The sequence below is a fragment of the Paramagnetospirillum magneticum AMB-1 genome, from assembly GCF_000009985.1.
Classification (GTDB): Bacteria; Pseudomonadota; Alphaproteobacteria; order Rhodospirillales; family Magnetospirillaceae; genus Phaeospirillum; species Phaeospirillum magneticum.
The window spans coordinates 1,745,141-1,757,356 of record NC_007626.1 but is presented as its reverse complement, the minus strand read 5'-3'; the positions used below and the strand labels follow the sequence as shown (position 1 = coordinate 1,757,356).

Genomic DNA, 12,216 nt, shown 5'->3' with positions numbered 1-12,216 from the left:
GGTAATATCAATTTTATGAAAAACATAAATCCGATAAACCCCAGAAACATGAGTATCCTCATGGCATCACCCCGTGTGTGGTTTCTCAACGTCATGATCGATCCAGGGATCGTAACGAACAAGGGTGTCATATCCGGTCACATGAATCCGACTCGCTGGGATTTGAACCTTCACATGCCACCAAGATGTGAGATTATTTTCTGACGGTGCCTGCTGTCGCAATGGCCGCATATCCATGGGGGAATCGATCTTGAAAATTATCTTGAGTCGGAAGGGGTTCGATTCTGCCAATGGAGGAAAACCCAGTGCCATTCTGCCAGATGGAAGGCTGATCCCATTTCCAATCCCGTCAAAAAATGATCCCGTACGGTTTGATGACGTAGCAATCAATGGCATGCAAATCGGTCAGATGGTTGAGGAACTTACGGCGGGGAAAATCCAAAGGGGCGACAGGTGCCATCTTGATCCTGACCTGGATACGTCAGCAGACAGGTTTCCCGGTTGGCGTCCAAATCTTGGTCAAATTAGATCTGCTCAAGGGCATTTAGCGAAGCAAAACGTGGGGCTAAACGACCTATTTCTATTTTTTGGTTGGTTTCGCCGGGTTGAACAAATCCCATCAGGTTGGAGATATGTTCCAGGCTCCCCTGACTTACATGTCATTTTTGGGTGGCTTCGTATTGGGCGTATTGTGCGTTTGGGGCAAGGTGAATTGCCTGAACCGCTGGAGGCATTTGTTTCTCATCCGCATCTTCATGGCCGGGATGTGGAAAGCAATACGCTTTATCTGGCTTCAGACAGCTTAGGCATTGATGGGATTGATGCACGTGGCGGGGGCCTATTCACGCGAATCTCAGATGCCCTTATCCTAACGGATCGGAGACAAGCAAAACGAACCCTCTGGAGGCTTCCGTGTTGGATGATGCCGACTGAATCTAGGGAACCACTGAGTTACCACGCATCAGTTGATCGATGGAGCCTTCATGGCGATGAATGCACATTGCAATCGGTCGCCAAGGGGCAGGAATTCGTTTTGGATTGCAAGGATATACCCGAAGCAGAATCCTGGGTTCGGAACCTGATAGGTTTAATGGGCAAAGATGTATAAATGGCGGTAACCATGAGTAAAATTTATCGCTACGTTGTTCGTGTTGATAAGGGGTTCGCCCCGAATCCATACAATCAATTTTGCACCCTTGCATGCTGCAAGCCAAAAATAAGAAAAGGGGCCAGCCCAGGAGATTGGGTTGTCGGATTTGCAAATTCCTCCCGTGGAAACTCCCGGCTTATCTATGCAATGCAAGTTGGAGAGGTGATGCCTCTTAATGAATATTTTGAAGACAAACGATTCAGGGGCAGGATAGATAACATATACTATGAAAATAATGGTGAATTGAAGCAAAAGAAAAATAAATTTCACGATGAAAAAGACTACGAAACAGATGTCGGTGGAAAAAATGTGCTAATAGCAAAAGATGGAATGTGGTGGTATTTCGGAAACAAAGCACCCGATCTCATTGTTGAGATTTGCAATGATGATGCGAAAGCAAAGTATAGTCGCGTTGAGGCTATTGATAGGCTGCTGTTTAATGGCAGAAACTACATGGTAAATGGCTTGCTTGGAGATGAAATTGGCATTCTTTATAGTTATCTTATGAATAACTGGCCAGATGGCGGTAAAATTGGAGAGCCTTTTGATGCTCCAATACACCCCAAATGCGGCTAACCACCTACATCACCTTAAAATGATGCTACCTGCACCCGCAGGATAAATACCTCCGAAAGTGAGGTATCCAGCATGAACACCAGAACCTACGACCCACAGCAGGACATTGACCGTCGCCTTGAAACGATTGGTGAGATTTTCCCATGGAGGCGAACCTATGAGGTTGATGAAGAGGGCTTTGCCATTCTTCAACAATCTTTGCTCGCGTGTGCAGGCCATACGCGGCTGACCGATCCTGGCGGCGGATCGCTATCCCAGAAGCATCTTGAGGTCGCCTTCGCCCATAAGGTCACCCAGGTCATCGCATGGTTTAGCAACAAATCAGATTATGTCATGGTCAAAGCATCATGTGATGCTGCAAATGCAGCAACGCGAGCATCAGATTTACACTGATATAGACAGCCATCCTGCATTTGCAGCGAAATCATGCGTATTTGATAAATAGTTCACGGCAAACTGTTTATCAAGGAGACATCATGAGCACCATTCAAGAATCACAAATCGCTAACCACCAAGAAGAATCTGAACGCAACCCCGATGACTACGCCCGGCCATGCCCACACTGTGGCGGCATTACATTTGTCATCACACTATCAAATCGCATCAAATGCTTCGAATGCGAAGAGTTTTTTATTGGAATTTAATGCCGTAAATGTTTGCTTTAACGCGTAGATGAACACAGCATCTTGCATCATATAAAACGCATAATTTTATAATCACTGCCATAATTATCCTAGACTTACTGCAGCACCAATCCCATATCGGATTTCTATTGGGCGACATAAACGAAAGCGATGGTCATGGAAAAGGTTTGGTTAAGCGTTTGCGAAGCGGCAGAATACGTCGGATTGGCACGGCAAACGTTGGTCAATCGGCGGGGAAAAGGACTGCGTCCGAGGGCCAACAAAGTTGCCAATCGTCTCCGCTACCACAGGGACGAATTAGACGATTGGATTCGGTCAAATGGGCATGAACCAGCCCGTCGCGGCCGCCCACCGAAGACCTAAGCAACAGCTTGCCTTTTTGATTGGAACAGATCATGATAATTTCAAATACAACCCTGATTTGAGTTGTTGCGAAGCTTAAGGCTTACATTATGGCTTTCAATATTAAGTATGATTTAAGCAATCTATTGTTAATGCGATTGAAATTTGTATTTTACAATAGCTTCATCCACAAGGTGCCAAAGTCGCGCACGCCGCTCTATCTGGCCCGGCACCGGCGGAAGTCGCGGCTCTCCCCAAACACCTTCATGCCATAAAATCAAAGGGGGTTTGGGGCATCACCCCAAGCGGGTGCGGGCGGCAGCCCGCCCTTGCCCCTACTTCTTCGGCCGGAAGGGCGTATCCACTCCGTCCACTTCGGCCTTGAGCACGTCGCGCACCAGTTCGGGGTCGCAGCCCATCAGGACGGCGTCTTCCAGCAGTTCCAGGGCCAGGGTGCGGAATTCGGCGAGATTCTCCTCGAGAACCTTCAACTTCTCGACGCAGGCCACGGGCGAGCCGTCGGGCTGGCGCCATTTGGCGTTGGAGGCGGAAACGGTCTTAAGCTTGGCGGTCATGAAATCCTCAGGCTGAAGTGCGGGCGCCGGTCTCGTCGAATTCCATGACGGTAAGATCCTCGTCCATGAAAATTTCGGCGCGACGCAACGCCCCATTGTCGTGGTACTGATAGCGATGACTTATCTGCACATCGCCATAGACCAGCTTGTCACAGCCCACCAGACGGTCGGCGGCATCGAACCATGCCTTCATATAGGTGTTGCGGTGGCCGAGATCGCTCTCTTCCAGCGGATTGACCAGCCGCAGCGGCAGCTTGACGCCGGAATAGGACACGAAATAGCGGCAAGACGCGTGGTCGGGCACGGACATCGGGGGCTTCCCTTGCGATTTTCCCCGTCATCATGGGGAGATTCCTCCTCTCGGGCAAGGGGTGCGCAAGCATGAGGGCCATCGTCATAGGAGCGGGGCCAGCGGGTCTGATGGCCGCCGAAGTAATGGCGTCCCATGGGCTGAAGGTCGAGATATTCGACGCCATGGCCTCGCCCGGACGCAAGTTTCTGCTGGCCGGCAAGGGGGGGCTCAACCTGACCCATTCCGAGCCGCCGGAACGCTTCGTCACCCGCTATGGCACCGCCGCCGGCTTCATGGCGCCGCTGCTGGCCCAATTCGGCGCCGACCCGTTGCGCGCCTGGGCCGAGGGATTGGGCGTCAGCACTTTCGTCGGCTCGTCCGGCCGAGTGTTCCCCGCCGAAATGAAGGCCGCTCCGCTGCTGCGGGCCTGGATGCGCCGCCTGCGCGGCCTGGGCGTTGTGCTCCACACCCGGCGCCGCTGGCTGGGCTGGGACGACCACAACCATCTGCGCTTCGCCGGGCCGGAGGGGGAGGAGACGGTCGACGCCAAGGTCTGCGTCCTGGCCTTGGGTGGCGCCTCGTGGCCGAACCTGGGGTCGGATGGCGGCTGGGCTCCCATCCTGGCGGCCAAAGGCATCGCCATCACGCCACTCAAGCCCGCCAATTGCGGCTTTGACCTGGACTGGAGCCCCAGCTTCGCCGAGCGCTTCGCCGGCGGCCGCACCGGCACGGTGGAGCTGACCTTCAAGGGCCAGAAGCGGCGCGGCGAAGTCACTGTCACCGCCACCGGCATCGAGGGCGGCGCCGTCTACGCCCTGTCGGCGGAGTTGCGCGATGCCCTGGCCGAAGAGGGCCAGGCGGAATTGCTGGTAGACCTGATGCCGGACTGGAGCCCGGCCAAAGTGGCGGCGGCCCTTGGGCGGCCGCGCGGCTCGCGCTCGCTCTCCACCTTTCTGAAGAAGGCCCTGCCGCTCAATCCCATGGCGCTGGGGCTGCTGCGCGAAGCATGTTCCGCCTCCGAGCCGGGCGCTCTGGCCAAGGCGATCAAGGCCCTTCCGCTTCGCCTCAAGCGCCCCCGCCCCCTGGCCGAAGCCATCTCCACCGCGGGCGGCATCGGGCTGGCGGAACTGGATGACGGAATGATGCTGAAAGCCTTGCCGGGCGTATGGGTTGCCGGTGAAATGCTGGACTGGGAAGCCCCCACCGGGGGCTACCTGCTGACGGGCTGCTTCGCCACCGGTGTCGCGGCGGGACTGGGGGTCCTGCAGCGATGTAACTCTCTGTAACAAAAACGCCGATTTTTCTTCTGCCTTGCAACATGACTGAGGTAGGGTGTGCCCGTCCAATAGGGGACCTCTTACACAAGTCGTCAGCTACTGTATTCATGGGCCTGTCGCTGGACATCGCCGAGTCCGAACGCAAACAAGCCATAGGGGTAAAGTCCCTTCTGGTGTTGTCGTCGTTCGTCTACGCACTGACGTGGGTATTCCTGCCTCTAATGGTGAATACCACTCTTAATCGTGACACCATTCAGATCGTCTACTGGGGACTGGAGTGGCAGCCGGGCTTCTTCAAGCACCCACCGTTGATCAGCTGGGTGAGCGAAGTCGCCATCAGGCTGTTCGGGGCCTCGGACGCCGTGATCTATGGCCTCAGCGTCGCGGTGATGCTGAGCTCGTTCGGCTTCATCCATCGGCTGGCACGGCGCTATCTGGACAGCATGGGCGCGGCCCTGGCCGTGGTAACCCTGCCGGTTCTGGGCTATTACAGTTACATCGTCCCCCACTTCAACCACAACATCGCCCTCAATCTGCCCTGGTGCGCGGCCATCTGGTTCGCCTATCTGGCCATCGAGGAACGGCGGGGTTGGGCGTGGCCCCTGCTGGGGCTGGCGCTGGGCGCCGGAATTTTGTCCAAATACACCATCCTGATTCTGCCGCTGCTGTTCCTGATCCATGTGGTGGCGACGCCCCAGCATCGCTGGGTTCTGCATTCGCCGCGGGTCTGGGGGGCGGTTGGGCTGTGCCTGCTGGTGGCCGGCCCTCATCTCTACTGGCTAGTGACTCACGGCCTCGGGCCGCTTCGCTACTTGTCCAGCGGAGCCGGGCTGAGCGACGACACCTTCCTCGATCGTCATCTGGTCAATCCGGCCGCGGCCCTGCTCACCATGGCCGGCATGTGCGCCTCGCTGATGATCGCCCTGGTGGGCGGCCTGGGCCTGCCCAAGCTGCAACCCGCCAGATGGTGCAGCAAAGACCGCTTCCTGCTGCTGGTCGGCCTCGGTCCGGCGGCCCTGGTGACCATCTTGTCGGCGATCACCGGCGGTGGGCTGCGCGTCGAATGGGCGGCATCGTTCTTCCTGCCCCTTCCGATTCTGCTGCTGCGGCTGTTCTATCCGCCGCCCACGCCATGGCGAATCAACCGGCTGCTGGCCTGGACCAGCGGCCTGATGGTGGCCATGGCCACCACCTACGTGCTGATCTTCACCGGCATCATCGCCGACATGGACGAGGGAAAGTGGTCACGCTTCCCCGACCGGCCGCTGGCCGCCGCCGCCGCCGATGGATGGAGCCAGGTTTGCAACACCCCCGTGCCGGTGATCATCGCCGATGCCTGGCTGGGCGGCACCGCATCATTCCGGCTGCGGGAACGGCCCCGCGTCTATAGCGAAGCCGATTCCCAGATGGCTCCCTGGCTGTCAGACGAGGACATCCGCAGCAGCGGCGCACTCATCTTGTGGGATCAGGCGCTGAACGGCCGCTATCGCGACATCGATCACCAGGATGCCCCCCGGCCGGGCGAGCCCCTGGACTGGTTCCCCGGCATTCCCGCCCTGGAAGCCCGGTTCGGCCCCATTACCGTGCTGCCCGACGTGACGCTGGATTATCCCGGCCCCGTCGCCCAGGCCCCGGTAGTTCTGGGCCGCGCCGTGATCCCGCCGGCTCGGCCCTGCCGTTAATCCCCGTCCGTCTGGAATTCAGGACGCGCCATCCCCAAATTGGAATAAGTTCAAGATGGGGAGCCGCCGCCATGCCCAATTGGGACTTTGAGGATTGCGAACCGGCCATCGAGGCCGAGCACACCCGGCTTTATCGCATGATGAACCGGCTGGAGCCGGTGATCACCGACAGCCACAGCGAGACCACCGTGGCGCGCGCTATCCATGTGCTGCAAGTGCGCATGGCCGACCACTTTCATGTGGAAGAGGAACTGTTCGTCACCGCCGACTGGACGTCACGGCAAGTGATGATCCGCGATCACCACGAATTGCTGGGCATGCTGGCCGCCCTAGCGGCCATTCCCGCAGAGGACGGAACGGCGCGGCGCACCCTGTTCACCGCATTCCTGCAAGCGCTGGCGCGCCACGATAATGACGTGGACGCGCCGCTCTTTTCACGGAAGCACTGAGGCCCCGGCAGATCAGCCCTCGACGGGCTCGACCGGCATGACCACGTCCGGCTGGTCGCCCTCGCCCGGAACCGGCGCGGGGGCCTGGGCCTGACGGGACTGGATTTCCACGCCGTTTTCATCCTCCCCTTCGCCGCCCATGGACTGGTCCTCGGCGGGAGTGGGCATCTGCTGGCGCGGACGGCCGTTATTCTGGTTCTGGGCGTTGATCACCCGAAAATAGTGCTCGGCGTGCTGGTAGTAGTTCTCAGCAGCGACGCGATCACCTTGAGACGAAGCGTCACGGGCCAGGGACAGATACTTCTCCAGCACCTGATGGGCGTTGCCGCGAATCCGGCCCTCGGGGCCGTTGCTGTCGAACACCTGGTTGCGGCTGGGGATGCCGCCGCCGCCGCCACCGCCGCCGCCGTGCTTCTTGCCGCCGCCGCCGTTAGGTCCCCGTCCACGGGAACGCTGCTTCGGATTTAAAGAGGACCTGCCTTCATGGTTCACGAGTGCTCTCCGTTATAGGCCTCCCTGCCGACATCTCTGCACGGCCTGTCCGCATCCGATTTCGGGGCGGCGGTGGGGGAGTTCACAGCGCTGAACCAAGGGCGGAGCGAAGGGCTCGACGAGACCCCCCCGGTTCGAAATGGCGCGTGTGGGGCCACACTAGACGCCGACGGCTGTTATTCCAACAATTATTTTATGCGCCGCACAATGACGCAGCGCTCGATACCGCCCAGGTCGCGCCGCACGCTGGCTCCGGCCAGCCCGGCCGCCGCCAGCAGGGCGCAAACATCGACGGCCTGCCCCGCCCCCACCTCCAGGGCGGCGATGCCGCCGGGCGCCAGCAGGCGGGCCATGTGGGGAATCAGGCGGCGATAGCACTCCAGCCCGTCCGACCCGCCGGCCAGGGCAGAGCGGGGCTCGTAGCGGGCCACCTCCGGCTCCAGGCCGTCGATCTCGGCATCGGGGATATAGGGGGGATTGGAGACGATCACGTCGAATTGGCCGTTCAGCCCCTCGCCCCAGTCGCCCAGGCGGAACTCGGCGCGGGGCGCCAGGCCCAGGGAAAGGGCATTGCGGCCCGCCACCGCCAGGGCGGCGGGGCTGGCATCGATGCCGAGGCCAGTGGCATGCCCCAGTTCCGACAACAGCGTCAGCAGGATGCAGCCGGTTCCCGTGCCGAAATCCAGCAGGCGCCGGGGCCGTCCCCGATCCTCCAGGGCGTCAAGCACGGCTTCGATCAGGGTCTCGGTATCCGGGCGCGGGTCCAGGGTGTCGGCGGTGACCGCAAATTCGAGCGTCCAGAAACCGCGCCGCCCCAGGATGTGGGACATGGGCTCTCGCGCCGCCCGGCGTTCCAGCAGGGCGGCAAGGCGGGCCGCCTCGTCGCCGGTCAGTTCGGCATGGTGCGAGGCGGGCAGACGGCGCATCTCGACGCCCAGCACTTCGGCGACCAGCAGGCGGGCGTCGTAATGGGCGGTGTCGATCCCCACGCCGGCCAGCCGGGCGGCCGCCGCGTTGATAGCCTGACCTGCCGTGGCCATTATTCCATCTCGGCCAGACGTTCGGCCTGATCGGCGGCGACCAGCGCCTCAACCAGCTCGTCCAGGGCGTCGCCGCTCATTACCGCGTCGATCTTGTACAGCGTCATGTTGATGCGGTGATCGGTGACGCGCCCTTGCGGGAAATTATAGGTACGGATGCGTTCCGAGCGGTCGCCCGAGCCCACCTGGCTCTTGCGGGCGGCGGCGCGCTCGGCGTCCTTGGCGGAACGCTCGCGCTCGTACAGGCGGGCGCGCAGCAGCTTCAGGGCGGTGGCCTTGTTCTTGTGCTGGCTCTTTTCCTGCTGGCAGGCGACGGCGAGGCCGGTGGGGATATGGGTAACGCGCACCGCCGAATCCGTGGTGTTGACCGACTGGCCGCCCGAGCCCTGCGAGCGGTAGACGTCGAAGCGCAGGTCGGAATCGTTCAACTGGATATCCACCTCCTCCGCCTCGGGCATGATGGCCACGGTGGCGGCCGAAGTGTGGATGCGGCCCTGGGATTCGGTGGCGGGCACCCGCTGCACCCGATGCACGCCGGATTCGAACTTGAGTCGGGCGAAGACGTTGCGCCCGGTGATGGTGGCGCTGGCCTCCTTGACGCCGCCGATGCCGGTGTCGTTGACGTCCATCACCTCGAAGCGCCAGCCGTGCAGGCCGGCATAGCGCTCGTACATGCGGAACAGCTCGGCGGCGAACAGCGCCGCCTCCTCGCCGCCGGTGCCGGCGCGCACTTCGATGATGGCGTTCTTTTCGTCGGCCTCGTCCTTGGGCAGCAGCATGATCTGCACTTCGCGCTCCAGGGCGGGCAGCCGCTCCTTCAGCGCGTAGAACTCTTCCTCGGCCAGATCCTTCATGTCGGGATCGTTCATCATCTCGGCGGCCTGGACCATGTCTTCCCGGGCCTTGCGGAAGGCCTGGACCGCCGTCACCACCGGGTCGAGTTCCGACAGTTCCTTGGACAGGCGCTGAATGGTCTGGGAGTCCATCCCCTCGCCCGAGGACAGTTGCGCCCGGACCTCGTCGTGGCGATACAGCACCTTGTCGAATTGCGTCTCGAGATTCATCCGGCAACCTTCATCACTGTCATCCCGACGACCATCGGGAGGAGGGATCTCATTCTGATCCGACTGTTCAATTCCGGCTCCTTGCCATCAAGCGGAGATTCCTCTCTTCGCTCGGAATGACAAGGATATTTCCTACTCATCCAGGCGGAACAGAATCCGCAGCGTCTTTTCCATGGCGCGCCACTCGGCGCCATCCGAGGCCACATCCTTCATCACCTCGGACGGAGCATGCAGCAGCCGGTTGATCAGCAGCCTGGTGGCCTCGGCGGCGTCATGGCCGGCTTCGGCCAACACCAGGTCCCGCGCCTCGTCGAAGCGGGCGCGAAGGGCGACGATGGCGGGCACGGCGGCCCGCGCCGCGCGCCCGCGCAGAAAAGCCTGGGCTTCGGCCTCGACGATCTCGCGGGCGGCCCGGGCGGCGGCCTCGCGGGTGGCGCGACCTTCCAGCGCCACCTTCTCCAGATCGGCCAGATCATAGAGAAAGGCGCCGTCCAACCGGTTGACCGCCGGCTCGATATCGCCGGGAATGCCGGCATCCACCAGGAACACCGGCTTCCTGCGGCGCTTTCGCAGCGCATTGGTCACCATCTCGGAAGTCACCGAGACGGTCCGCGCCCCCACGCAGGTCAGCACCACGTCAAAGGAGGCCAGGGTTTCCCGCAGATCCTCGAAGGCCAGGACATGACCGTCCAGGGACTTGGCCACCGCCTCGGCGCGGGCGGCACGCGGCGCGGCGACCGAGATGTCCTTCAGGCCGGCGGCCAGCAGGCTTTCGGCCACCAGTTCGCCCATCTCGCCGGTGCCCACCAGCAGGGCGCGCAAGCCCGCCAGATCACCGTGCACGTCGCGGGCGGTCTGGACGGCGGCGGCGGCGATGCTGACCGGTCCCTCGCCGATGGAGGTTTCGCTGCGCACCCTTTTGGCGGCGGCGAAGGCCGCCTGGAGGAAGTGATCCAGCTCGCCGCCACAGCACCCGGCATCGCGGGCCAGACGATGGGCTGCCTTGACCTGCCCCGTGACATGAGGCTCGCCGATCACCAGGGAATCCAGCGACGAGGTGACGGTAAAGCCGTGGCGCACCGCCTCTCCCCCGGTCAGGGTGTAGAGGTGGGGCAAGAGCGCGGCGGGCTCCAGCCCCGCCCGCGCCGCCAGGGCCTCGGCCACCAGCCGGGCGGCATGGACCGGATCGCGGTCCTCGGCCCAGATCTCCACCCGGTCGCAGGTGGCCAAGACCAGGCATTCCGGCAGACCGGCCCGCTTCAGCGTTTCCAGAAAGGCGGGAGCGACGGCGTCGTCCACGAACAGGGCGTCACGCAACGACAGGGAGGCCGACCGATGGTTGGCTCCGATGACGACCAGATGATGCGACACCCCACTCACCCCTTCGGCCCCGCCTAAAGCTGGCGGCCGAGGTAATCCTCCAGCTGGGCCAGCGGCACCTCTTCCTGGGTGGAATTGTCCAGGTCGCGGATGGTGACGGCGGCCCGGGCCGATTCCTCTTCGCCCAAAATCACGGCAAAGCGGGCATTGACCTTGCTGGCCCGCGCCATGCGCTTCTTCATGTTGCCGGAGAACCCCATCTCCACGGCGCGGCCCATGCGGCGCAGCCGCTCGGCCACCGCCAAGGCGGCCATGGTATCGCCCATGGGGATGACACTGATCGGCCGTACGTCGTCGGCCACCTCGCCCACCAGCATGGACAGCCGCTCGACCCCGGCGGCCCAGCCGATGCCCGGGGTGCGGGCGCCGCCCATGGTGGCGATCAGCTCGTCATAGCGGCCGCCGGCCAGAACGGTGCCCTGGGCACCCAGCTCGGTGGTGGTGAACTCGAAAGCCGTGTGGCAGTAATAGTCGAGGCCGCGCACCAGCTTGGGATTCAGAATGAAGGGAATGCCCAGGGCATGCAGCCCCTCTGTCACCTGGGTGAAGAACTCGCGGGCGGCGGGCGACAGCGAGTCGGTCATCAAAGGCGCGTTCTCGACGATGCGGCGGTCGCCCTCGTCCTTGGAATCCAGGATGCGCAGCGGATTGCGCTCGAGCCGGTTGCGGCTGTCCTCGGACAGGGACTCGCGGAACTGGGACAGATAGGCCACCAGGGCATTGCGATAGGTCTCGCGGCTTTCGGCATCGCCCAGGGTGTTGATCTCCAGGCGTACCTTGGAGGCCAGACCCAGCTCGGACAGCACCCGCCAGGCCAGGGCGATGACCTCCACGTCGGCCAGGGGCGATTCCACGCCCAGCAGTTCGACGCCTACCTGATGGAACTGGCGCAGGCGCCCCTTCTGGGGGCGCTCGTGGCGGAACATGGGGCCACGGTAGAACAGCTTGAGCGGCAACGACTGGGCCAGCCCGCCCGAGATGAAGGCCCGCGCCACGCCGGCGGTGCCCTCGGGGCGCAGCGTCAGGGATTCTCCCGAACGGTCGGAGAAGGTGTACATCTCCTTGGTCACCACGTCGGAGGTCTCGCCCAGGGTGCGGGCGAAGACGTCGGTGAATTCGAAGATGGGCGTCATGATCTCGCCGAAGCCGTAGCGGCGGGCGGCGGAAAAGGCGATGTCCTCGACCCGCCGGTGGCGGCGGGACTCGTCGGGCAGCAGGTCATGGGTGCCGCGAACCGGTTGCAGGCTGGACAA

The 12,216-nt window shown here is 61.8% G+C and carries 15 protein-coding genes; 8 read left to right on the top strand and 7 right to left on the bottom strand.

Annotation, left to right across the window (positions count from 1 at the left end; genetic code table 11):
- The first annotated feature begins 250 nt into the window (after positions 1-250).
- From AMB_RS25050 to AMB_RS26970, 5 genes are all read left to right on the top strand, one after another.
- Positions 251-1,108, top strand: a complete 858-nt coding sequence (locus AMB_RS25050) for a hypothetical protein (protein ID WP_070108693.1) — start codon at positions 251-253, stop codon at positions 1,106-1,108.
- Positions 1,109-1,726 (top strand): hypothetical protein, encoded by a 618-nt coding sequence (locus tag AMB_RS25045; RefSeq protein ID WP_148207342.1) that lies wholly within the window; start codon positions 1,109-1,111, stop codon positions 1,724-1,726.
- 72 nt (positions 1,727-1,798) lie between these two features.
- Positions 1,799-2,119, top strand: a complete 321-nt coding sequence (locus tag AMB_RS25040) for a hypothetical protein (protein WP_148207341.1) — start codon at positions 1,799-1,801, stop codon at positions 2,117-2,119.
- 83 nt (positions 2,120-2,202) lie between these two features.
- On the top strand, positions 2,203-2,370 hold the full coding sequence (locus AMB_RS25640; protein ID WP_158303952.1) for a hypothetical protein: 168 nt from the start codon (positions 2,203-2,205) through the stop codon (positions 2,368-2,370).
- A 150-nt stretch (positions 2,371-2,520) separates the two neighbouring features.
- The gene (locus AMB_RS26970; protein ID WP_070108654.1) at positions 2,521-2,733 is read left to right on the top strand and encodes a helix-turn-helix domain-containing protein; all 213 of its coding nucleotides are present in this window, start codon (positions 2,521-2,523) and stop codon (positions 2,731-2,733) included.
- Positions 2,734-3,047: 314 nt separating this feature from the next.
- Here the strand turns inward: AMB_RS26970 and AMB_RS08210 are convergent, their stop codons facing one another.
- Both AMB_RS08210 and AMB_RS08205 read right to left on the bottom strand, forming a co-directional pair.
- Positions 3,048-3,287 carry a hypothetical protein gene (locus AMB_RS08210; RefSeq protein WP_011384033.1) on the bottom strand — a complete coding sequence of 80 codons (240 nt, stop codon included), beginning with the start codon at positions 3,285-3,287 and terminating at the stop codon, positions 3,048-3,050.
- A gap of 7 nt (positions 3,288-3,294) precedes the next feature.
- Complete coding sequence (locus tag AMB_RS08205) at positions 3,295-3,597, bottom strand: DUF6156 family protein (protein WP_043743870.1); 303 nt, start codon at positions 3,595-3,597, stop codon at positions 3,295-3,297.
- A gap of 71 nt (positions 3,598-3,668) precedes the next feature.
- On the opposite strand from AMB_RS08205, the gene AMB_RS08200 reads away from it, so the two are divergent.
- The 3 genes from AMB_RS08200 (at position 3,669) to AMB_RS08190 (ending at position 6,987) form a co-directional block, all read left to right on the top strand.
- Positions 3,669-4,865 carry an NAD(P)/FAD-dependent oxidoreductase gene (locus tag AMB_RS08200; RefSeq protein WP_011384032.1) on the top strand — a complete coding sequence of 399 codons (1,197 nt, stop codon included), beginning with the start codon at positions 3,669-3,671 and terminating at the stop codon, positions 4,863-4,865.
- 311 nt (positions 4,866-5,176) lie between these two features.
- Positions 5,177-6,538 carry a glycosyltransferase family 39 protein gene (locus AMB_RS08195; RefSeq protein ID WP_231849025.1) on the top strand — a complete coding sequence of 454 codons (1,362 nt, stop codon included), beginning with the start codon at positions 5,177-5,179 and terminating at the stop codon, positions 6,536-6,538.
- A gap of 71 nt (positions 6,539-6,609) precedes the next feature.
- Entirely contained in the window at positions 6,610-6,987 is a 378-nt protein-coding gene (locus AMB_RS08190) for a hemerythrin domain-containing protein (RefSeq protein WP_011384030.1), read from the top strand.
- Between the two features lie 12 nt (positions 6,988-6,999).
- Here AMB_RS08190 and AMB_RS08185 read toward each other — a convergent pair whose 3' ends face one another.
- The 5 genes from AMB_RS08185 to hisS form a co-directional block, all read right to left on the bottom strand.
- Positions 7,000-7,479: a DUF4167 domain-containing protein gene (locus tag AMB_RS08185; protein WP_043743866.1), complete on the bottom strand. Its 480-nt coding sequence runs from the start codon at positions 7,477-7,479 to the stop codon at positions 7,000-7,002.
- Between the two features lie 188 nt (positions 7,480-7,667).
- Entirely contained in the window at positions 7,668-8,519 is an 852-nt protein-coding gene (gene prmC, locus AMB_RS08180; protein ID WP_011384028.1) for a peptide chain release factor N(5)-glutamine methyltransferase, read from the bottom strand.
- Positions 8,519-9,583, bottom strand: coding sequence for a peptide chain release factor 1 (prfA, locus tag AMB_RS08175; protein ID WP_011384027.1), 1,065 nt, complete (start codon positions 9,581-9,583; stop codon positions 8,519-8,521). The genes prmC and prfA overlap by 1 nt, the downstream gene beginning before the upstream one ends.
- 132 nt (positions 9,584-9,715) lie before the next feature.
- Positions 9,716-10,963, bottom strand: coding sequence for a glutamyl-tRNA reductase (hemA, locus tag AMB_RS08170; RefSeq protein WP_043743863.1), 1,248 nt, complete (start codon positions 10,961-10,963; stop codon positions 9,716-9,718).
- A gap of 14 nt (positions 10,964-10,977) precedes the next feature.
- Positions 10,978-12,216 carry a histidine--tRNA ligase gene (gene hisS / locus AMB_RS08165; protein ID WP_011386904.1) on the bottom strand — a complete coding sequence of 413 codons (1,239 nt, stop codon included), beginning with the start codon at positions 12,214-12,216 and terminating at the stop codon, positions 10,978-10,980.